Source organism: Sinanaerobacter sp. ZZT-01 (assembly GCF_035621135.1).
In the GTDB taxonomy this organism is placed as follows: Bacteria; Bacillota; Clostridia; order Peptostreptococcales; family Anaerovoracaceae; genus IOR16.
This window is the reverse complement of sequence record NZ_CP141728.1, coordinates 3282376-3305097: the sequence shown is the minus strand read 5'-3', so window position 1 is coordinate 3305097 and position 22722 is coordinate 3282376. Positions and strand designations below refer to the sequence as shown.

The 22722-nt window shown below is 39.3% G+C and carries 15 protein-coding genes and 1 other annotated feature; of the genes, 10 read left to right on the top strand and 5 right to left on the bottom strand.

Going from position 1 to position 22722, the window contains the following annotated elements; genetic code table 11:
- The first annotated feature begins 184 nt into the window (after window positions 1-184).
- From U5921_RS15880 to U5921_RS15845, 8 genes are all read left to right on the top strand, one after another.
- A complete protein-coding gene (locus U5921_RS15880) occupies window positions 185-2842 on the top strand; it encodes a cation-translocating P-type ATPase (protein ID WP_324824436.1) in 2658 nt (885 codons plus the stop codon).
- 162 nt (window positions 2843-3004) lie between these two features.
- Entirely contained in the window at window positions 3005-3283 is a 279-nt protein-coding gene (locus tag U5921_RS15875) for a hypothetical protein (RefSeq protein WP_324824435.1), read from the top strand.
- Window positions 3284-3285: 2 nt separating this feature from the next.
- Entirely contained in the window at window positions 3286-4785 is a 1500-nt protein-coding gene (locus U5921_RS15870) for a 4Fe-4S dicluster domain-containing protein (protein ID WP_324824434.1), read from the top strand.
- 70 nt (window positions 4786-4855) lie between these two features.
- A complete protein-coding gene (locus U5921_RS15865) occupies window positions 4856-5428 on the top strand; it encodes a 4'-phosphopantetheinyl transferase family protein (RefSeq protein WP_324824433.1) in 573 nt (190 codons plus the stop codon).
- Window positions 5429-5440: 12 nt separating this feature from the next.
- A complete protein-coding gene (locus tag U5921_RS15860) occupies window positions 5441-5914 on the top strand; it encodes a regulatory protein RecX (RefSeq protein ID WP_324824432.1) in 474 nt (157 codons plus the stop codon).
- Window positions 5915-5988: 74 nt separating this feature from the next.
- Window positions 5989-6232 (top strand) — a binding site (T-box leader).
- 99 nt (window positions 6233-6331) lie between these two features.
- Window positions 6332-9451: an isoleucine--tRNA ligase gene (ileS, locus tag U5921_RS15855; RefSeq protein ID WP_324824431.1), complete on the top strand. Its 3120-nt coding sequence runs from the start codon at window positions 6332-6334 to the stop codon at window positions 9449-9451.
- A 385-nt stretch (window positions 9452-9836) separates the two neighbouring features.
- Complete coding sequence (locus U5921_RS15850; protein WP_324824430.1) at window positions 9837-11228, top strand: PhoH family protein; 1392 nt, start codon at window positions 9837-9839, stop codon at window positions 11226-11228.
- A gap of 173 nt (window positions 11229-11401) precedes the next feature.
- Window positions 11402-11821, top strand: coding sequence for a hypothetical protein (locus U5921_RS15845; protein ID WP_324824429.1), 420 nt, complete (start codon window positions 11402-11404; stop codon window positions 11819-11821).
- A gap of 76 nt (window positions 11822-11897) precedes the next feature.
- Here the strand turns inward: U5921_RS15845 and U5921_RS15840 are convergent, their stop codons facing one another.
- The 3 genes from U5921_RS15840 to U5921_RS15830 form a co-directional block, all read right to left on the bottom strand.
- Window positions 11898-12554, bottom strand: a complete 657-nt coding sequence (locus tag U5921_RS15840) for a GntR family transcriptional regulator (protein ID WP_324824428.1) — start codon at window positions 12552-12554, stop codon at window positions 11898-11900.
- Between the two features lie 6 nt (window positions 12555-12560).
- The gene (locus tag U5921_RS15835) at window positions 12561-13643 is read right to left on the bottom strand and encodes an isocitrate/isopropylmalate family dehydrogenase (RefSeq protein ID WP_324826014.1); all 1083 of its coding nucleotides are present in this window, start codon (window positions 13641-13643) and stop codon (window positions 12561-12563) included.
- Window positions 13644-13716: 73 nt separating this feature from the next.
- Window positions 13717-15639, bottom strand: a complete 1923-nt coding sequence (locus U5921_RS15830; RefSeq protein WP_324824427.1) for an aconitate hydratase — start codon at window positions 15637-15639, stop codon at window positions 13717-13719.
- Window positions 15640-15897: 258 nt separating this feature from the next.
- Between U5921_RS15830 and nrdJ the strand changes: the two genes are divergently transcribed.
- Both nrdJ and U5921_RS15820 read left to right on the top strand, forming a co-directional pair.
- A complete protein-coding gene (gene nrdJ, locus U5921_RS15825; RefSeq protein ID WP_324824426.1) occupies window positions 15898-18252 on the top strand; it encodes a ribonucleoside-triphosphate reductase, adenosylcobalamin-dependent in 2355 nt (784 codons plus the stop codon).
- A 33-nt stretch (window positions 18253-18285) separates the two neighbouring features.
- The gene (locus U5921_RS15820; protein ID WP_324824425.1) at window positions 18286-19347 is read left to right on the top strand and encodes a homing endonuclease associated repeat-containing protein; all 1062 of its coding nucleotides are present in this window, start codon (window positions 18286-18288) and stop codon (window positions 19345-19347) included.
- A 106-nt stretch (window positions 19348-19453) separates the two neighbouring features.
- On the opposite strand, the gene U5921_RS15815 is transcribed toward U5921_RS15820, so the two are convergent.
- Both U5921_RS15815 and U5921_RS15810 read right to left on the bottom strand, forming a co-directional pair.
- Window positions 19454-21103 (bottom strand): DEAD/DEAH box helicase, encoded by a 1650-nt coding sequence (locus U5921_RS15815; RefSeq protein ID WP_324824424.1) that lies wholly within the window; start codon window positions 21101-21103, stop codon window positions 19454-19456.
- Between the two features lie 17 nt (window positions 21104-21120).
- Window positions 21121-22638, bottom strand: a complete 1518-nt coding sequence (locus tag U5921_RS15810; protein ID WP_324824423.1) for an NCS1 family nucleobase:cation symporter-1 — start codon at window positions 22636-22638, stop codon at window positions 21121-21123.
- Window positions 22639-22722: the final 84 nt, after the last annotated feature.

The window sequence follows — 22722 nt, the reverse complement described above, 5'->3', positions numbered from 1 at the left end:
GTAGTTTTAAGTTTATGATCAACAATCGGCTTTATAAAGTCTGGTCATAAGACATTAGGTAACGAGACTTTTAGCATAAATTTTACTGTTTCTGTGAAAATTATGTTAAGAGTCATTTTTTTTATAAGGAATTTTACAAAAAGCTTTAAAAAAAGAAAGATTCAATGGTTATTAGGAGGCTTTCATGTTTGTAAAACAGAAAAAAGAAGATGTATTGCAGAGTTTTAATGTGAATGTCGGAACAGGACTTTCCCAAAAAGAAGCAGAAAAAAGATTAAAGGAAAATGGACCGAATTCATTTGAAGAGAAAAAAGGAAGAACCAAGCTGCAGTTATTTATATCGCAACTAAGAGATCCTATGATATATATACTTATGGGTGCGGTCGTCATTTCCGTCGCTTTGAGAGAGTTTAGTGATGCAGCGATCATTGTAGCAGTTATTCTACTCAATGCGGTAATCGGTATGATTCAAGAAGATAAGGCGGAAAAGTCACTTGAAGCTTTAAAACAGATGTCCAGTCCGATGGCATTGGTAAGAAGGGATGGTAAAACCTTAGAAATTCCTGCAAAAGAACTGGTCACAGGGGATATTGTTTTATTAGAGGCTGGGCGCATTGTTCCGGCGGATTTACGTCTGTTAAGCAGCATTAATTTAAAAATTGAAGAATCTGCCCTGACCGGTGAGTCCGTTCCAGCTGAGAAAGATGCTTCTTTTTTAAGTGAGGCAGATCTTCCTCTAGGTGATCGTGTAAATATGGCGTATTTATCGACGAATGTATCTTATGGACGAGGCGAAGGTATCGTTGTATACACAGGAATGCAGACTGAAATCGGTAAAATTGCAAAGATGATCAGTGAATCGAAAGAAGAGATGACACCTTTGCAGGTTCGTTTGGCGGATTTGGGAAAGCTGCTGGGAATCATCGCAGTTGTACTTTGTATGGTCTTATTAGGCGTCGCTGTTTTTCAGGGACGTGATATTGCAGAAATGCTTTTAACAGCAATTTCTTTAGCAGTTGCAGCAATTCCGGAAGGTCTTCCGGCAGTCGTAACGATTGTTTTAGCTTTGGGCGTACAGCGTATGGTTAAGGTGAATACCATCGTCCGAAAGCTTCCCGCTGTAGAAACTTTAGGCTCGGTAAGTGTCGTATGTTCCGATAAAACAGGGACTTTGACTCAAAATAAAATGACGGTAACACAGGTTTACTTAAATGAGAAACTCTTATCAGAAAAAGAGCTGGATTATAAAAGAGATAGCATTTTTGTAGATGGTTTTATTCTTTGCACAGATGCCTCGATTTCTGGAGAAAATCGTATTGGTGATCCGACTGAATTGGCACTTTTAGACATGGGTGTTCCATTTTCTGTTGAGAAAGAAGTGCTGGATAAGAAGTTTCCACGTATCAATGAACAACCATTTGATTCAAATCGAAAAATGATGACAACGGTGCATAAAAATCAAGAAGGAGAGATTATTGCATATACAAAAGGTGCAATGGATCAAATCTTAAAGCACTGCACGCAGATTTTAATGAATGGAACAACACGTAAAATTACAGATGAAGATATAAAATCCATCCATGCTGCATCAAAAACGATGTCCCTTGACGCATTACGTGTGCTGGCACTGGCAATAAAAAAAGGGGAAACTTCTGCAGAAGAAAGTAATTTAACTTTTATTGGACTAGTTGGAATGATTGATCCTCCCCGACCGGAAGCAAAGGAAGCGGTAGAAATTTTTAAGGAAGCATCGGTAACTACGGTGATGATTACAGGAGATCATAAAGATACTGCATACGCCATCGCGAGAGAACTTGGAATTGCAGAAAGTCCGGAGCAATGCATTGCAGGAGAGGAACTGAATGAGATGACGCAAGAAGAGCTAAATCAGGCAGTGCTGCATTTAAGAGTATTTGCACGTGTGTCACCTGAAAATAAAGTAATGATTGTAAATGCATTTCGTTCCCATGGAAATATTGTATCGATGACGGGAGATGGCGTCAATGATGCACCTTCTTTGAAAGCTGCCGACATTGGTGTGGCTATGGGAATTACAGGAACTGATGTTGCAAAAGGTGCGGCAGATATGGTATTGACTGATGACAATTTTGCAACCATTGAAAAAGCAATCCATGAAGGCAGAAACATTTACAATAATATTAAAAAATCCGTATTGTTTTTGCTCTCTTCAAACTTTGGGGAAATTATTACGATGTTCACTGCGATTGTAGCAGGATTACTGTCACCACTTAAAGCAATTCATATATTGTGGGTCAATTTAATTACCGATTCTCTTCCGGGATTGGCACTTGGTGTAGACAGCGGCGATGAAGATGTGATGAGGGAAGCACCTAGAAAACCAAAGGAAAATTTGTTCGCTCATGGCGGATTGGCACTCACTATTTTCTACGGGATTGTCATTGGATGTTTAACGCTAAGTGCATTTCTTTTTATACCGCTTGAACGTTTAATTTTAAATGGGACTTCTATCACTTACATTGCGATCAAAGAGACGCTTGCCGCCCCCCTGATCTATGTGAAATGTCAAACTTATGCTTTTACCGTTCTCGCAATATCACAGTTGTTTCATGCAGTGGGAATGCGTAATGTAAAAAAATCAGTGTTTCGAATCAACCATTTGTCCAACCGGATGATGATTATTGCATTTATTGTTGGTTTTGCTTTGCAAATTGCAGTAACGGAAATACCGCTTTTAACAAACTTATTTGGAACGGTGGAGCTTTCTTTTAGAGAATGGTGTATCTTAACTGGGCTTGCGACAGTGCCGCTCTGGTTCCATGAATTATTTGTATTGATTGGAGTTATGAGAAAAAATAAATAAATAAAGAACGGAATGATGCATCTTAAAAAATGTGAAATATTTATGGCTGATTGTGGGGTTGACGATAAGACTTATAGCTTGTATAATAGAATGGCTTATAAGATTCGGGAAAATCGAATTTACAGACAGAAAAACACAAAAGTGCTAGGAAGGAGACTGCATATGATGGTAGAAGATATAAAAGTCGAGATTTGTGTTTGCACAGAATGTGTGATGCGAGGCGCAATGGATTTGGTCGAGTCCGTAGAAAGCTTAAAAAAATTAAAAAGATATTTTGGTTTTGAAGGTAATATTAACGTAGAAATGAGTAAATGCTTAGGTCATAAAGAAGACGGGCATCATTCTTTAGTTGCTGCGATTAATGGAAAAGTAATGGAAAATGCAGATAGCGAAAGCGTAATGGAAAAAGTAATTGGGATGATAAAGAAGGACGTGAAGTAATCTTGAGAGGTATTTATACACCGGTAACGAACATTAGAAGACAGGTATTTGCAGAAGTTGCAAAATTGGCGTATGAAGGCGGAGACTATTCTCGTGTTGAAGAAATTCCCTTCCGGATAATTCCGGGAGAAGTACCCACATATCGAGATAGTATATTTTTAGAAAGAGCGATTATCGGAGAGCGAATTCGCTTGGCGATTGGTCTTTCTCTATATCCACCAGATCAACCAACCCATATTTCAAAAGGTGTGGAAGAAAGTGCTATTGCTGAGAAGGTGTATGAACCGCCTCTCATTAATGTCATTCCTTTTGCATGCAATGCATGCAAAGAAAAAAGTGTCCAAGTGACAGATAATTGCAGAGGGTGTTTAGCTCATCCATGTACATCAGTCTGTCCAGTAAAGGCAATCAGTATTCAAGATGGAAAGTCTGTCATTGATGATGACAAATGCATTCGATGCGGACGCTGCGTCGATATCTGTCCTTACCATGCAATTGTAAAATTTAATCGGCCTTGCGCTGCTGCTTGTGGCGTGGATGCGATTGAAAGCGACCATCTTGGACGCGCTAAAATAAACTATGATAAGTGTGTCTCTTGTGGAATGTGCTTAGTGAATTGTCCGTTTGGAGCAATTGCGGATAAATCACAATTATTTCAATTGATACAAGCAATCAAAAATGGTGAAGATGTTATTGCGGCAATTGCTCCTGCTTTTGTCGGGCAATTTGGTCCGCTTGCGACGCCAGAAAGAGTGAAAGCAGCTCTTAAGCTTTTAGGCTTTTCTAAAGTAGTTGAAGTGGCGATTGGAGCGGATTTGGGTGCAGTCGAAGAGGCACATCACTACATCCATAAGGTTGCCAGCGGAGAAGAACCATTTTTGGCAACCTCTTGCTGTCCTGCTTGGTCAGTTATGGCGAAGAGAGATTTTCCGGAAATTGCACCCTATGTTTCTGGATCACTGACTCCTATGGTAGCTACGGCTCGCCTTGTTAAACAAAAAAATCCGAACTCCAAAGTTGTTTTCATTGGACCTTGCGCTGCGAAAAAGCTGGAAGCTTCGAGAAGGTCGGTTCGCAGTGATGTGGATTTTGTCATTACCTTTGAAGAGTTGATGGGTATGTTTGTTGCAAAAGGGATAGAGTTTGGAGATATTGAGACAGATGAAGTTTTTGATGATGCAACTTATGGCGGACGCGGATACAGCGTAGCAGGCGGGGTTGCAGAAGCAATTGCAGATTGTGTCGACAGCTTGTATCCGGATAGTGCCATCAAGCTTGACCGTGCAGAAGGATTAAGGGAATGTGCAAAGATGCTTCGTATTGCAAAAGCTGGGAAAAGAGACGGCTACCTATTGGAAGGGATGGCTTGCCCAGGTGGATGCGTCGGCGGTGCGGGAACAATGATGTCCTTTGCAAAAGCATCGGCCGCAGTGAAAGAATTTCAAAATGCCAGTGAAGAAAAGCTTGCGATAGAAAGTAAGTATGTGAAACAAAAAGAGTAACGAAAAAAACGCAGACAAGTTTTGTCTGCGTCTTTTTTAGAAAAGGATGCGTTTGAAGGAGATGCGAACAGTGTATCTGTATTATAGAGAAAATAAAAATCAAGAGGAAAGCCAAGGCCTGTTAAAAGAGGCATTAAGAAAACACGCCAGAAAAAAAGGGCTGCAGGAGTTTCTTCAATCAGAGATTTGTGTGTCAAAAGGAATACATGGAAAACCTTACATAGAGCAGCCATGCATGGATAACCTTCATTTTTCTATTTCTCATACAGGAATTTATTGGGTTTGCCTGATCGACGGTGGAGAAGTTGGAGTTGATATTGAAAATAAAACTCGGAATCTCTCTGAGGCTCGTATTTTAAACATTGCACGACGCTTCTTTTCTGAGGAAGAATTAAATGCTGTAAAAAAGCAGGGAAAAGAGACCTTTTATCAGATATGGGTAAGAAAGGAAGCTTTTATCAAATGCAAAGGCACTGGACTTTCAGAAAACTTAAAAAGTTTTTCTGCAATAGATGAAGATGGGAATTATAAGAAAACGATTAAAGGGCTTTGGGTTCAATCGCTTCCTTTACCGATACCGGTTTATGGAGCTTACTGTAGCGCTCTGAAAGAAGCGCAGATACAGCATATAGAAAATTTTTAAGAGGAATAGAGCATGCAAAAAGAAAAAACAAGTTTTACAAAGAGTGCAAAAGAAGAAGCTATGAATTATTTAGGATATCGGGATCACAGTGTCTTAGAAGTAAAAAACCGTTTAAAACAAAAAGAATATTGTGAACATGAAATAGAAGAATGTATAAAATTCCTTGAGGAAAGTGGGTTTGTCAATGATCAACGTTATTGCGAAGCATATCTTCGTTATGCACTTGGCAAAGGGAAAGGACCGTTGAGACTGCGTCAGGAGCTTTTAAAAAAAGGTATAAAGGAAGAGACGATTCAAGAGTGCATGAAAGAAAATATCGATGAAGAGCTTCTGTTTTCTAATGCAATGAAGCAGGTGAATAAAATAACAGGAGATGTTGCTATTGATAAAAAAATGCTTTCAAAATTGGGCAGAAGATTGTCTTATTTAGGCTATCCCGCAGAATTGGTTTATCGTATTTTAAATCAGATTCGTGGTAGCGATTGATTAAGGAGACGGAAGAAAAGGATACAAAAGGTTGACAAGTCAATCGCCTTTCGTTACAATAAAAGAGTTATAGGTAAAAAGCGATGACGGAGATAGTACACTGTATGCATAACACCTTACAGAGAGGCATTGATGGTGAGAAAATGCCGGAAAGCAGCAGGCGGAAGATCACTCCACAGCTGATTTTTTGAACCCCTCAAGGGACGTAGCGCACTTGAAGGCAGTAGGAAAGTCCGTCTCTGTGCGTTAAACGGAATAAAGTGGCAGGCATGCGTGCTTTGCTATTAGGGTGGTACCGCGGTTATAATCGTCCCTGAATTTTCATTTTGGAGAATTTAGGGATTTTTTTATAGGTTTAATGTAACGCATCTGTATTTTTACAGAAGTGCTGAAACATTTTTTAGAAAGGGAAAAAGCATGTTTAAAAATTTATCGGAAAAACCCATTGCTGAGTTACAAATGGAGCAGGCGGATCAGTGGGACAAAGAAAAATTATTGGATAAGTGTGTGTCAACAAGAGAAGGAAAGCCAGCTTTTATTTTTTATGAGGGACCTCCGACTGCAAATGGAAGACCGGGCATTCATCATGTCATTGCGAGAACATTAAAGGATTCAGTGTGCCGTCATAAAACGATGCAGGGGTATGCTGTGAATCGAAAAGCCGGATGGGATACACATGGATTGCCAGTCGAAATAGAGGTAGAAAAGCAGCTTCAAATGAACGGAAAGCAAGATATTGAAGAGTATGGGATCAAGGAGTTTAACCAAAAATGTAAAGAATCTGTATTCACTTATGAAAAGCAGTGGAGAGAAATGACAAAGCGTATGGGCTATCTCATTGATATGGATGATCCTTACATTACGCTAGACAATGATTATATTGAATCCGGCTGGTGGATTTTAAAGGAGTTCTTTAAGGCGGGGTTGATTTATGAAGGACATAAAATTCTCCCTTACTGCCCAAGATGTGGAACTGGACTTGCTTCTCACGAGGTTGCACAAGGATATAAAGAGGTAAAGGTAAATACCATCACTGCAAAGTTTAAGAGAAAGGATGCAGAAAATGAATATTTTCTTGCATGGACAACCACACCGTGGACTTTAGCTTCGAATGTAGCCTTAACGGTTGGACCGACAGTGGATTACATCAAAGCAGAGAAGGACGGGGAAATTTATTATGTGGCAAAATCCTTAGCAGATAAGGTTTTAGGAAAAAGCAAGGATGGGGAAGCTGAGTATAAAATTCTTTCAGAAATGAAAGGAAAAGACATGGAGTATATGGAATACGAGCAGCTGATGCCGTTTATAACTCCTGACAAAAAGGCATTTTTTATCACCTGTGCAGATTACGTTACCATTGAAGATGGCACAGGAATCGTGCACACAGCTCCTGCGTTCGGTGAAGATGACTACCAAACGGGAAGAAGATACGATCTGCCGGTTTTGAATCCAGTAGATGAAGAAGGAAAGTATACCGATACGCCTTGGAAGGGTATGTTTGTTATGGAGCCTGAGCTGGAGGTCAAGATCATCAAGTGGCTGGCTGCTGAAAATAAGATTTATACAAAAGAAAAGCTAGAGCACAATTATCCGCATTGCTGGCGTTGTAGCACACCTTTGATTTATTACGCAAAGCCAAGCTGGTACATTGAAATGACGAAGCTGAAAGAGCAGCTTGTTGCAAACAATAATACAGTGAATTGGTTCCCGGAATTTGTCGGTGAAGGACGATTTGGAAACTGGCTTGCAGAAGTCAAGGACTGGGCGATATCTAGAAACCGTTATTGGGGTACGCCGATTAATATCTGGCGTTGCGAATGTGGCCATTTAGAATCAGTAGGTTCAAGAGCAGAGCTTGCGGAACGGGCGATTGAGGACATTGATGACACAATCGAATTGCATCGTCCTTATGTGGATGAGGTTCATATCGAGTGCCCGGAATGCGGAAAGAAAATGAGTCGAATTCCGGAAGTAATGGATTGCTGGTTTGACAGCGGTGCAATGCCGTTTGCACAGAGACACTATCCATTTGAAAATAAAGAGCTGTTCGATGAAAAACTTTTTCCGGCTGATTTTATTTGTGAGGGAATTGACCAGACGAGAGGGTGGTTCTACTCGTTGCTTGCGATTTCTACCTTTATAAAAGGAAAGGCACCTTATAAAAATGTACTTGTAAATGATTTGATTTTAGATAAAACCGGAAAGAAGATGTCTAAGAGCAAGGGTAATACAGTAGACCCGTTCCAATTATTTGATAAATACGGTGCGGATGCAACAAGATGGTATTTGCTTTATGTGTCACCGGCATGGTCTCCGACTAAATTTGATGAAGAGGGATTGATTGAGATTCAGAGTAAATTCTTCGGTACGCTAAAGAATGTATATAATTTCTTTGTATTGTATTCCAACAATGACAAGATTAACGTGACTGATCTATCTGTGGATTATGAGAAACGACCGGAACTTGATCGATGGATTTTATCGAAATATAATAAACTCATAAAAGAAGCCATCTCTGAAATGGATCGCTATGATCATATGAAAGCAGTGCGCAAGATTCAAGAATTTGTGACGGAAGACTTATCGAATTGGTATATCCGAAGAGCACGAAGACGTTTCTATGCAGAGGAATTAAATGATGATAAAAAGTCTGTTTACCTGACAACGTATGAGATATTAACGGGTGTCGTACAGCTGGCTGCGCCATTTGCACCATTTATTACAGATGAGATCTATGGGAATTTAACTGGAGGGGAATCCGTGCACCTTTCTTTCTATCCAAAGGAAAAAGAAGAATTGATTGACGAAACGGTAGAGGAAAGAATGGATTTAGTTCGTGCAATTGTCGCGCTTGGACGAGGAATTAGAGAAAAAGAAAGAATCAAGGTGCGGCAGCCTCTGAAAGAAATTTTAATCGATGGAAAATATGAAGCATTGATTTCTGATATGACAGACTTGATTAAAGAAGAATTAAATGTAAAAAAAGTCGTATTTGAAAGCAAACTGGACGAATTCATTAATTACACGTTGAAGCCGAACTTTAAGGTGGCAGGTCCTGTGCTTGGCGGAAAAATTAAGAGCTTCGCTGGTGTCTTGATGAAACAGAATGCCGCTGAGCTGGTTTCAAATCTTGAACAAAATGAAACGTTTGATTTGGAAATCGATGGGGAAGTCTTTGCGATAACCAAGGAATATATCGATGTTAAGATTTCTGCAAAAGAAGGATTCACAGCTGCGATGGAAAATAATGTGTTTGTCATTTTAGAAACGACTATCACAGAGGAACTGATGTATGAAGGATTGGCAAGAGAATTGATTTCTAAAGTACAGCAGATGCGTAAGCAGAATGGCTTTGAGATGATGGATCATATCCATATCTTCTATCATGCGAATGAAGAAGTATCCAAAGCAATTGTAAAATTTGAAGATTATATTAAAAAGGAGACTCTGGCGGAAAAAATGATTTCTGCAGATCAAGCTTTGACCGAGTATGATCTGAATGGTCATAAAACCGGGATTGATGTAGAGCGGATTTAAGAAGCTTTATTACCGTAACAAAATATAGACTCTGTTTAATGAAAATGCATCTTGTTTAAGAGGTGCATTTTTATCTTTTTTGAATTTTTGTGATTCGCTGTTGAGAGTTAAAAATAGATAAAAAATCTCTATGAAATTTTACATAAGCTTTACTTCCTCTTAAACAAGTTGTGACAGAAGAGTATTTATACTTAAGGCAGAATAGAAAGAGGAAGTCTTAGGAATGAAAAAAGGCCGTTGCTCAATGCTTTTTTAGTTTCGTAGCTGTCTAGAAGGTTCAGTGTCTTAAGTAGCTCTTCGATGGAAGCTGTCATATTATAATATAGCTTCAAGTGTAATCGTTTTTTCTGATGCAACTTTAATGGTAAAATAAGGAGGAATTCCCTTGATTAAAAATTATATTCTGGATACCAATGTCCTAATCCATTTTCCAGGCTGTATTTATACTTTTGAGGACAATAATATCATTATCCCCATTATATGCTTAGAAGAATTGGATAGCTTAAAGAAAAAAGAAGGCATATTGGGGTATCAGGCAAGAGAAGCAATTCGAGAGATTAATAATATAAGGCAGTACGGTGATGTAAATGGAGGTATCAGATTGCCGAATGGAGGCACAGTACGAGTTGAATTAAATCATATGAATGCGGTTGCTATTCCTGATGGGATGGATTTAAGTAAAAACGATAATAAGATTTTAACGATTGCCATAAATATAAAAAATGAATCAGAAGATATGGAGACGATTTTAGTAACAAAAGATATCTGTGTTGCAATCAAGGCAGAGGCCATGGGTTTGGCAGTTCAAGATTATCAAGGTGATAAAATCGATGTAGAGCATATTTTCCGTGGTTATAAAGAGGTATCTTTATCTTCCACCCAAATCGATAAAATTTATCAAGGGGGACTAAAGCTAAATAAAAAGACAGGAGAAGCCTATCCAAATGAATTTTTTTGTATTAAAAGCAATGACCGAAGTTCACATGAAACACTTGCGAAATATGATGGGAATAAGATCGTGCCTTTAAAATATGCAAATGATAAAGCATGGGGACTGACTCCCAGAAATCGAGAACAGAGAATGGCTTTTGAATTACTCATGGATGATACGATTCCTCTCGTCACACTCAGTGGTGGTGCAGGGACCGGAAAATCAATTCTCTCAGTAGCGGCAGCGCTGCAAAAAGTCATTGAAAATAATGTGTATGATAAGATCATTTTAATAAAACCTGTTGTATCGGCAGGGGACTCTATTGGATATTTACCGGGCAAAGAATCTGCAAAACTAAAGCCATTTATGGACTCTTTTGGGGATGCAATTGAAAGTCTTATGAGTGAACGTGTAAAAAAGCAAGCTTCAGCTAAAAATGATAAGTTGGAAAAAAATGCGAAAAAAAGAAGAGACTATAGTGAAAAACCGGTTTTTTCCGCAGAAAGCTTTTTAGAGCAGTATAAAGAGGCAGGGATCATAGAAATGAAAACATTTGCATTTATGAGAGGAAGAACGCTTTCGAATGCAATGGTAATCATTGATGAAGCGCAGGAAATGACGCCGCACCTTGCAAAATTGATGCTGACAAGGGCTGGTCAGGATGCAAAATTTGTTATGATCGGAGATCCTTCCGATAATCAGATCGACAATACGCTTGTCGATTCCAAATCAAATGGGCTTGTTTATGTCATAGAAAAAATGAAACCTTATGCGATAACAGGGCATATTTGTCTGGAAGAGGTCGAACGAAGTGAGCTTGCTAAAGTAGCAGAAGAATGTTTATAAAAAAATTATTAATATTATTTAATTATTAAAATTAATTTGACAAATTCGTTATATTGTTGATATAGTAACCATATCAGTTAAAGCTTTTCATGATTATTAAATACAACGATAGAGATAGCAATCTCATTTTAATCTGTATTTAATGAAAGGGCAGATTAAGGGGATCGAGTGGTATGGAAAATAAAAAAAAGTATAGTTATCTAGTATGCATGCCTCTAATGATTTATGTGATTTACGCAATTCAACAAATTCTTATTAAAAAAGTAGCGGTCCATATTTGGGATAACTATACTTATACAGTATTTGTTTCCGCGGTTGTTACAATTGTATCCTTGCTACTGATAGGGGGATTGCTTGGCGGACTATTGTTTTTGGAGTCAGGATTTTCGAGAAATAAGATCGTATCTAGCATCTGTATTTTTTACAGTATCATTCCTGTCTGCATGTGCATTGGCTTGTATTTTGTAGATATACCAGTCGATCTATTATGGACGAAAGCTATTTATGATGCACCGCTTATCTCAGCGTTTTATTTTATGCTTTGGTTAAAAGGAAGAACCGATAAAAGGAAATACAATATAGAGGAAGAATAAAAAAGTGGAGGCTGGTTCGAATTTTTCGAAAGCAGCCTCCATTTTTTAATATATAATTATTATATCCCGTTTCACGTTATAATCCAGCACGTTTTTTTGCGTTTTCTAAATGAACGGTAATTGCTTCTGCGCCGGCATCCGGGTCTTTTGAAACAAAAGCGTCAAAAATATTTTTATGTTCTTTTAATACTTCATCAAGATATTGATCCACATAGGCTCGGTTTACCTTCGTTTGTTTTGTATAGAATTGATAGGAAGATAATACATGTTTTAACATACGGTTATGCGCGGCGTTATATATTAATTCATGAAAATGCATATTGATATTCAACATTTTATTCATGTCTTTTTTCATGGTATAAAATTCCATAAACTCATAGGCTTCCTGCAATTCCTCAAATTCTTCCTTCGTAATGCGCTCAATCGCCCATCGAACAGCAATCGCTTCATATGCTTTTCTCAGAACATACATATCTTGAATGTCTTCTATCGTTACGCCTAAGACAAAGGCACCGCGATTGGGAATGGTTTCAATCAAGCCATCCAGCTCTAACTGGCGAAATGCTTCACGCACCGGAGTACGGCTCACTGCATATTCATCACAGATACGCTGCTCTGTTAACTTTTCGCCGGATTTTAACTTTCCTTGAAGGATGTCCGAACGAAGTTGTATAAATAAATTTGAAGAAAGAGGAAGACCGGTAACTTTAATTCCGGCAGTATCCTTAAACATGAAACATTACCTCCTAATGGTCTCCAAAATGTAATCGGCAAATTCAGCCCCGGTGGCACCGTTTGATTTTCCGGTAATGGTGAGCTTCTTCTCTGTCACTGTACAGATATCTAGGGCGGAGAATAGAGCATCTGCCTGCTTTTGGCAGCCGATATGGCTTAAGAGCATCGCAGACGCACGTATGACGCTGCAAGGATCTGCATAAATATCACGGCCTTCTTCTACCATTCTCGGTGCAGAACCGTGCACGGCTTCAAACATAGCATAGTGCTTTCCTAGGTTTGCGCTCCCTGCTGTGCCGACTCCTCCTTGGAATTCTGCGGCTTCATCGGTTAAGATATCGCCATAAAGATTCGGAAGAATGAAAACCTCGAATTGACTTCGCCTTTTTTCATCAATCAGCTTTGCAGTCATGATATCGATGTACCAGTCATCCACTTCAATTTCTGGGTATTCCTCACCGATCTTTTTACAGATTTCTAGAAATTTGCCGTCTGTTGCTTTTACGATATTTGCTTTGGTGACGATGGATACACGTTTTTTGCCATTGGCTTTTGCATATTCAAAGGCTTGGCGTGCAATCCGTTCGGTTCCGGGATTTGTGATGACACGAAAATCAATTGCTAAATCATCGCTGATATGAACGCCCTGGCTTCCCATTGCGTATAGACATTCGGTATTTTCACGGAAAAAAGTCCAGTCAATTCCGAGTTCGGGAACTTTTACGGGTCTTACATTTGCAAACAAATCAAGTTCTTTTCGCATAGCGACATTGGCGCTTTCAATGTTTCCCCATTGATCGCCTTTTCTTGGAGTGGTAGTTGGGCCCTTTAAAAGAACGTGGCATTTTTTTATATCTTCTAAGACATTGATTGGTATGGCCGCTTTTTCAGCTGCTCTGTTTTCAATTGTAAGACCGTCGATGGTTCGAAGCTCAATTTTTTCTGCTTTTATCTCGTCTGCCAAAAGGTCTTCTAAAATTCGCTTTGCATGAGCGGTGATGGCAGGGCCGATACCGTCTCCTCCAATAACGCCTATAACGATTTTATCCAAAGAACGGTAATCGATAAAATCAGTATCATTTTTCATTTTTTCAACTCTTTTTAACTGCTGTTCTACAATTTCTTTAAAGCTTTCTAAATACTGCAATGAAATTCCTCCTTTAGTTTCTTTTAATCTGACTGATCTTTCCGCCGGCTAATATCATTTCAATTTCCAAGTCGGATAGATGTGAAAGTAACGTGTATTGTTTTCCCGTTGATTCATTTAACAAAAGGATATGCGGGTTTTTAATTTGTGTAAGTGCATCTTTTATGACAAGCGTTTGTCCCAATTCAAAGTCTTCATAATCGGCAGGGTCTTCAAATACCAAGGGAATAATGCCGCTGTTGATTAAATTGGAGCGGTGAATCCTTGCAAAGGATTTTGCAACAACAAAGCGAATACCAAGGTGAAGAGGAACCAATGCTGCGTGTTCACGGCTGGAACCCTGCCCATAGTTTTCACCGCCGATAATGATACCGTTTTTAGCCTCCTTACATCGAGCAGGAAACTCTGAATCAATTTTTTCAAAGCAGTAATTGGACAGATGCGGTATATTTGAGCGATAAGGCAGCAAACGAGAGTCTGAAGGCATAATATCATCAGTCGTAATGTTATCGCCCGTTTTGAGTACAACGGTACCGGATATCTCATTTTTCAGCGGTGTGTTCTGAGGGAACGGCTTGATATTCGGACCCATTGCCACGGAAATATCTTTTTTGCTTTCTCCTTTTGGATACACCATAAAGCTATCATTACTGTGGAAGCTTTCAGGATTGATTTCCGGCAGGGAAATACCAACTGTCGTACCATCAGTTAAATGACCCGTAATTGCGGAAATTGCTGCGGTCTCCGGACTGACTAAATATACGGAAGCATCCAAGGTACCGCTTCTTCCTTTAAAGTTTCGATTGAAGGTACGTAAAGACACACCGCCGGATTGCGGCGACTGACCCATTCCAATACAAGGGCCACAGGCATTTTCGATAATACGTGCACCTGCTTCAATCATGTCTGCCAAAGCACCGTTTTGTGCAAGCTTACTTAAAATCTTGCTGGAACCAGGAGAAATGACAAGGCTTACATTTTCATTGACATGCTTTCCTTTTAAAATGGAAGCGACCTTCATTAGGTCAGTGTAGGAAGAATTTGTGCAGCTTCCGATTGCAACTTGATTAATCGCAATCTCGCCTATATTTATTATCGTATCGACATTGTCCGGGCTATGCGGTTTTGCTGCGAGCGGTACTAGCTCGGAAAGATTTACTTCTAAAATATCGTCATAGATCGCATCGTCGTCACTTTTCATTTCTATATAATCCTTTTCACGGCCTTGCGATGTCAAGAACGCTTTTGTATTTTCATCACTTGGAAATACTGAAGTGGTTGCGCCAAGTTCAGCGCCCATATTTGTGATGGTTGCACGATCGGTCACACTTAAATTCGCAACACCTTCACCGAAGTATTCTACAATTTTGCCGACGCCGCCTTTTACGGTGAGCTTTTGAAGCACATATAGAATCACGTCTTTTGCAGAAACCCAAGGGCGAAGGCTTCCGGTCAGCTTTATGCCAATTACCTTAGGAACGGTAAGGCTGTATGTTCCTTTTGCCATTGCAACAGCAACATCAAGACCGCCTGCACCGATTGCAATCATACCGAGACCGCCTCCTGTTGGTGTATGGCTGTCTGAACCTAAAAGAGTTTTTCCGGGAATTCCAAAGCTTTCTAAATGAAGTTGATGGCAGATGCCGTTACCTGGTTTTGAAAAAAGAACGCCATGGCGTTTTGCAACGCTTTTTATAAATGCGTGATCGTCTGCATTTTCGAATCCAGTTTGTAACGTGTTGTGGTCAATATAGGCTACGGACAACTCCGTCTTGATCGTTTCCACATCCATAGCTTCAAGCTGCAGATACACCATAGTACCGGTGGAGTCTTGTGTCAGTGTTTGATCCATTTTAATGGTTATTTCTTCACCAGGTATCATCTGACCGCTGATCAGGTGATTTTCAAGTATTTTATAAGCTAATGTCTTTGCCATTCTCAATCGTCTCCTTGTCTCAATTAATTGGTTTGTTTATCTGTATACAATTATACGTTTTTATCTTTTAGTTGTAAAGAGGGAAGGATAAAAAATCTTAAATGTTTCCTAGAATAAAGGTTGAAAAAAAGCATAAAATACTATATAATGGGCAATGCATTAAATGCGTCACCATATATAGATGCGAATTGGATAGGAAAAGAAATTAGATAAAAGTCACTTTTCTAAAAAATGAGGGGCGTATTCAGGGAGGATAATATGAAAACGGTAATAAAACGAGATGGCACGGAAGTGGACTTTAATGAGAAAAAGATTAAAAATGCCATTGAAAATGCGATGATGGAGACAAGATTTGGGGTGGATTCTGCTTTAGCACAAAGCATTTCTTCTGCTATTTTTAAGCAGGTGGAGAAATCGGAAAGACGAATCAATGTGGAGGATATCCAGGACTTGGTTGAAGATTTTTTAATGGCGAGCGAAAGAAAAGATGCGGCGAAAAAATTTATAATTTACCGCTATGAAAGAGACAAAACGCGAGACGCAAGAAAACGGCGTGATGGGCGAGTTATTTCAGAAGAATTTGTAAGCAAGTATAAGCATAAGCAATCTCCAATGAATCAATTGGGAAATTTTGTGTATTATCGTACCTATTCCCGTTGGGTGCCGGAAGAAATGCGAAGAGAATATTGGTGGGAGACGGTAAGGCGTTCGGTAGAATATAATTGCAGTCTCATTCCGACATCGAAAGAGGAGGCGGAGAAGCTTTATCGCAATGTGTATGATTTAAAACAATTTTTATCCGGCCGAACTTTTTGGGTAGGAAGTACGGATGTATCAAAATATTATCCAATGTCTAATTTTAATTGTTCTTTTCAGGTCATTGACAGCTTTGCTTCATTTCGAGATGTATTTTACTTATTAATGGTCGGTTCCGGTGTCGGTGTGCGTATCTTAAAGTCTGATATTGAAAAATTACCGATGGTGCGAACCGATGTGGAAATTATTCATGAATCTTTTACACCAATTTTAAAGACGTTGCGCCAAGACAGTACTGCACTTGAGTTTACACATAATGATACGGTAAAAATCACTATAGGTGACAGCAAAGAAGGCTGGGTGCAGTCACTGGATTATTATCTGCGTGTGCTTTACAGCACAGAATACCGTAAGATTAAAACCATTATATTAAACTACGATCATGTAAGAGCGAAGGGCGAAAAATTAAAGACCTTTGGAGGAACAGCCAGCGGTCATTCCAGCATGAAAAATATGTTCATTAAAATTAATAAGGTCATTGAAAAAGCAGGACACCGTTCTACAACGAATAAAGTAAAGCTCAAGCCGATTGATTGTCTGGATATTGCAAATGTAATCGGTGAAAACGTAGTAGTCGGCGGCGTACGGCGTACGGCAGAGATTGTCTTAATTGATCAGGACGATAAAGAATGCATACAGGCAAAGAGCGAACTTTATAAGAAAGTAGATGAAAAATGGGTGATTGATCAGGAAATTGCTCATCGGCAAATGAGTAATAATTCAATTTACTATACGTCCAAGCCAACACGGGCGCAGCTTCACTGGCATTTGCAGCAAATGCGCTACTCCGGAGAACCGGGCTGGGTAAATCAAGAAGCAGGATTAAAAAGACGGCCGAATTTTGCAGGGGTTAATCCTTGTGCAGAAATTTTGCTGGATTCGAAAGGTCTGTGTAATTTAACGACAGTGAATGTAATGGCTTTTGTAAGAGATGACAATACTTTGGATTATGAAGGGTTAATGGAAGCGCAGAGACTTTCTGCAAGAGCAGGGTATCGAATGACTTGCACGGAGCTTGAAATACCGGAGTGGAATGCTGTACAGCAAAGAGATAAGCTTTTAGGCTGCTCTTTAACAGGGTGGCAGGACATGGTAAATGCATTGCATTACAGCAAAGAAGAGCAGATTCAGTTATTAAGAGATTTAAAAGAGGAAGCGCGTAAGGCAGCAGAGAATTATGCAAATGAGATGGGGATGCAGGAACCTCTTCTGGTTACTACAATTAAACCAGAGGGCACATTGAGTTTGCTTCCGGTAGTATCTAGCGGCGTTCATTTCTCACATGCACCGTATTTTATTCGAAGAATTCGAATCAGCAGCGATGACCCGTTGACAAAAGTGTGTGAAGAGTTGGGATATCCGGTACATCCAGAGGTCGGGCAGGATAAAGAAAATTGTGTGACAAAAGTAGTAGAATTTCCGGTTAAAGCACCGGAAGGTAAATTTAAAGCGGATGTCAGTGCAATTGAGCAGCTGGAAATTTACAAAATGTTTATGACGGAGTATGTAGAACACAATTGTTCGATTACGGTACATGTTCGTGATCATGAGTGGGAAGAAGTGGAGCAATGGGTATGGGAAAATTGGGAAGATACCGTTGCATTATCCTTTTTGTCTTTTGAAGATAATTTTTATGAGTTATTGCCATTTGAAGGCATTAGCGAAGAGGAATATGAGAAACGAAGAGAAGCTATGAATCCGTTTGTACCGTCATTAATCAGCAAATATGAAAAAGAAGAAGTACAGTATGACATTGGAGATGAAGGCTGTGAAGCTGGTGTGTGTCCGATTCGTTAAAGCTCGATCATGCAGTTATTAATTGGAGGATTTATGCGAACCTTGACTTTTAAGCAAATACAAAAAAGTAAAATAGCACTACAAAGGATAGCAGAAAAAGCGGAAGCCTCTCAAAAACTAAATTATGGTAAAGATAATAAAAATTCCGCTATTTTTAAAACATATTCAACGAGCAGCCCGATGGGCCAGACAATTTACTTCAACTTTTCTGATGAAGAATTATTAGAATTATTAAGGCTGGAAGCAAAAAGGCTCGGTCATTCACCGGCACAAAAAGAGATTTTTTGGGTCTACCGTTTTTACATTCGAAACCGTTTTCAAAGATGGCCCTATGCACTTAAAAAAGCGGGACTTTCAAGGAGTGCGGGAAAATCGGGAAAATCGATGGAAGCGATGATGAAAGACCGACACAATTATGAGTATTGGTTAAATAAAGTAAGGGAACATGCGCTGGAATTAGAACGTCCACCTCATGCGGTTGAAATGCCGGAGGCATGTGAGGCTCTAAAGCGGAATTTTAGAACGTGGGCAGAGGTTTTACGTGCTGCTGGAGTCAGCCGCAGCTGGATGCGTCAAAAAGTAGTAAATCGAATCCCCGATCTAGAAGAGGAGTATCGAATTCTTTTAAAAGACATTCAAAAAAAGGCAATCGAATTGGGGCGGCCTCCGCTGAAAATAGAAGTTGATCAGGAAGTCAGAGTTAAATTGAGACAGCGATGCGGATCTTGGAGAAATGTTTTGTTTCAGATTGGATTAGAACCAGTTACAAAAATCTCTCCTTTCGCTAGTTCCTATTTGGATGAAAAAGATCAGATACGAAATCGAATTCATAAAGAAATCTTAAAGGATAGCTTATATCAGGTCTTAAATTTAGATCAGAAAGCGAGAAAATATCTTCTTTGTTTAAAGAATAAAGCAAAAGAGTTAGATAGAGCACCAATCAAAGAAGAGTTACCAAAAGAAATGGTACAGTATCTGATCGGATATTGCGGTACTTGGTCTAATACTCTGTATCAAATCGGATGCAAGCCTCTTCGTGGAGATCAACTAAAGGCAGTAAAAAAAGAAAACCGCAAACGTGTTATACATAAATAAAAAATGCCTCCCTGGGACAGCTAGGGAGGCATTTTTCATTTGTCAGAAGAAAAAATAACCCCTTACATATTGTGTATGTTAGAGGTTAGTGAGGAGTGCTTATTTATTAATAGCGTTTTTTCTTATTACGGCGTTCGTTTCCACTGCTTTTTTTGTTTCGTTGCCGTTTTGTTGCTTTTTCCATTGTTACTTTTCGTCCTCGATGTGTAAAGTTACGCATTGCGTGCATAATATCATCAACGTGTTCTTTTGGCAATTCTACAAAACTGAAATTCTTATGAATATCAATAGAACCAATTAGTTTACCCGGAATGGCAGATAAAGAAGCAATTCCCTGTACAATGTTCTTCGGTTGTATTTTATCCATAGAACCTACATTTAAGAAAACACGTACCATATTTCCTCGTCCGGACTGATGCGGGTCTTCATCCAGGTCTGAATGTTCATAATTTCGGCTCTCCAATTCTTCGAATGCCATTTGAAATAAGGCAGATGCAACATCTAGAGTTGTCATATTATCAGTGTCTTCCAATATTTTTTCAATGATCGGAGTATATTTGGAATAACCGCCATTTTTTAAAGCTGTTACTACTTTTTCGGCGGCTAGGCTTAAACGAACTTCCTCTACATCGGAGATCGTAGGAGGTTTCATAGGTAAGATTTCACTTTTTGTATAACGCTGGATGTCTTTCAGCTTATAAATCTCACGACCAAAGACAAAAGAATAAGAAACACCGCATTTTCCTGCACGTCCAGTTCGACCTATTCGATGTACATAATATTCTTCATCACTTGGAATATCATAATTGAAGACCGCATCGATATTGTTGACGTCAATACCTCTTGCAGCGACATCTGTTGCAACGAGAATATCAATTAAACGTTTACGAAATTTATTCATGACACGGTCGCGTTCGGATTGTTTCATATCACCATGCAGCGCGTCCGCAGAATAGCCTCTGGCTTGAAGGGATGCTGTTATTTCATCAACTTTTCGTTTTGTATTGCAGAAAACAATGCCAAGCTCTACGTTTTTCGCATCAATTAAGCGGCATAATAGTTCTAACTTTGAGGATTCTCTGACTTCTAAAAAGTACTGCTCGATATTTGGTACAGTTAACTCTTTGTGAGCGGCTTGAACATGGACTGCATTGTTTTGATAAAGCTTTGCTAAATCTTTAATTTCTTTTGGCATGGTTGCAGAAAAGAGTAAAGTTTGTCTTTCTTCTGGTATACCCTGCAAAATCAGATCAATGTCTTCTCGAAAACCCATGTTAAGCATTTCATCTGCTTCATCTAAGATAATCATTTTAAGATCTGCCAGTTTTAATGTACGGCGACGCATGTGATCCATGATGCGGCCGGGTGTTCCAACGATGATCTGGGGTTTTTTCTTTAGTGCCATAATTTGACGGTCGATAGATTGACCACCATAAATCGGTAAAATTTGGATTCCTTTTTTATATTTGGTTAAATGGCGCAGTTCTTCTGCTACCTGAATTGCAAGTTCTCTTGTGGGACAAAGTGCAAGAACTTGTGTACCAGAAAGGGTAGGATCTATTTTTTCAATCGCAGGGATTCCAAAGGCACAAGTCTTTCCGGTTCCCGTTTGAGCTTGCCCAATGATGTCTTCTCCCGAAAGAACATGGGGGATTGCCATAGACTGTATAGGTGTTGCTTCTTCAAAACCCATTTCGTCCAAAGCACGCTGCATATCTTCTGATAGATTTAAATTTTCGAATATTAAGTTTTCCATAAAAAATTCCTTTTCTTTTATCGTTCAGTCATCGACTCCATTTCATCTGAAAGAACCAGAGAATGGGGTGATGTTTTCATTAAAATCGGGTAAATGATAAGCGAAATAAAGAAGCTGATCAAATAGCCGTTGTTTGTCATCCAGTGAAGGGATGGTATTATTTTACCCAAAATTGGGGGAATGCAACCCAATAACCATGAGAAAAAAGCGATGTAATTAAATCCTTTTTGATACCAATATCGTCCTTCCTCTGCTTGGAATAAAGACATAACATCTATCTTTTTCTTCTTCACTATGTAATAATCTGCTAAAAATATACCTGCAATTGGAGCGAGCATAACGCCGTAAAGTCCCAGCCAGTCGTAGATAAAAGCATTCCCGCTTTGCATGAATTGCCAAGGTCTCATGATGATTGCTAAAATACCTGTGATTAAAATTCCGGTTTTATAAGAAATCTTCTTTGGTGCTAAGTTAGAAAATCCATTCGCAGGTGCAACGAAGTTTGCGGCTATATTTGTTGTGAGTGTTGCTATAATGATACCGGCAGCACCTAATACGGTGGCAAAGGAGTTCGAAATCAAAGTAACAACTTCGGCAGGATCGGTTATCATAGAGCCATCTGGTGTGATAAAGCTGGTCGCTGCCGTCACGTAGGCACTGATGAAAGCGAAGATTCCCAAAGTGGTAGGCATTCCGTATAATTGACCGAAAAATTGTGTTCTTTGAGATTTTGCGTATCGAGAAAAATCTGGAATGTTTAGTGCTAAAGTGGACCAAAAAGCAAGGTTGCTCGTTAATCCTGCCGCAAATACTGCCCAAAAACCACCGCCCTCTAATAATTTTTCTTCGTTTATAGGGAGGTTTAAAACATCTAGTATCTCAACATTCCCATTGGATTTTACCGCAAGGGTAGCCCAAATAAGAAGAGCAATACTCAGGATTCCAAGAAACGGTGCTCCCCAACATTCTAATTTCCGAATCCATTCCGGGCCCCGATAAGCCAAGATTATATTGATGCTCCAAAAAATAAAACACGTTAAAAATAGTGTTGCTTGATTTCCGGAAAAATCAGGGACTAAAGTCATAAGAATGAGATGCAGAGCTTTTCCTCCGAACCATGTCTGGATTCCAACCCAGCCGCATCCTACGATTCCGCGAGCAATTGAAGCAATATGTGCCCCCCTTGGACCAAACGCCAATCGGGCGAATACGGGATAGGGAATTCCATATTTGGTGCCGGCATGTGAGTTTAGCTGCATAGGAATTAAAACAAGCAGATTGCCAATGGTAACATTAATGAGCGCAGCCCAAGTAGACAAACCGAGGGAGACTAAGCTTGCAGATAAAGCATAAGTGGGAAGGCAGATAGACATTCCGACCCAAAGAGAAGAGACGTTGTAAGTTGTCCAGGTTCTTTGGGAAATAGAAGTTGGTGCCAAATCTCCATTGTAGTATTTTGAGTCAATTAATTCCGCACGGGCAACATCCGTTAGTTCATATAACCCATTATGTTCCCGCTGTGTATAGATAGACATATAACCTCCGTAATTCCATTCAATTTTATATTAAATTTCTATTTTATTACACACAAAACAATTTCAGAACAATTATATTATTAT

Bases quoted from the DNA above. Each gene is read 5' to 3' on its own strand.
- nrdJ (WP_324824426.1), top strand. From the start codon at position 15,898: ATGAAAACGGTAATAAAACGAGATGGCACGGAAGTGGACTTTAATGAG.
- U5921_RS15875 (WP_324824435.1), top strand. From the start codon at position 3,005: ATGATGGTAGAAGATATAAAAGTCGAGATTTGTGTTTGCACAGAATGT.
- U5921_RS15880 (WP_324824436.1), top strand. From the start codon at position 185: ATGTTTGTAAAACAGAAAAAAGAAGATGTATTGCAGAGTTTTAATGTG.
- U5921_RS15835 (WP_324826014.1), bottom strand. From the start codon at position 13,643: ATGAAAAATGATACTGATTTTATCGATTACCGTTCTTTGGATAAAATC.
- U5921_RS15830 (WP_324824427.1), bottom strand. From the start codon at position 15,639: ATGGCAAAGACATTAGCTTATAAAATACTTGAAAATCACCTGATCAGC.
- U5921_RS15815 (WP_324824424.1), bottom strand. From the start codon at position 21,103: ATGGAAAACTTAATATTCGAAAATTTAAATCTATCAGAAGATATGCAG.
- U5921_RS15810 (WP_324824423.1), bottom strand. From the start codon at position 22,638: ATGTCTATCTATACACAGCGGGAACATAATGGGTTATATGAACTAACG.
- U5921_RS15845 (WP_324824429.1), top strand. From the start codon at position 11,402: ATGGAAAATAAAAAAAAGTATAGTTATCTAGTATGCATGCCTCTAATG.
- U5921_RS15860 (WP_324824432.1), top strand. From the start codon at position 5,441: ATGCAAAAAGAAAAAACAAGTTTTACAAAGAGTGCAAAAGAAGAAGCT.
- ileS (WP_324824431.1), top strand. From the start codon at position 6,332: ATGTTTAAAAATTTATCGGAAAAACCCATTGCTGAGTTACAAATGGAG.
- U5921_RS15840 (WP_324824428.1), bottom strand. From the start codon at position 12,554: ATGTTTAAGGATACTGCCGGAATTAAAGTTACCGGTCTTCCTCTTTCT.
- U5921_RS15820 (WP_324824425.1), top strand. From the start codon at position 18,286: ATGCGAACCTTGACTTTTAAGCAAATACAAAAAAGTAAAATAGCACTA.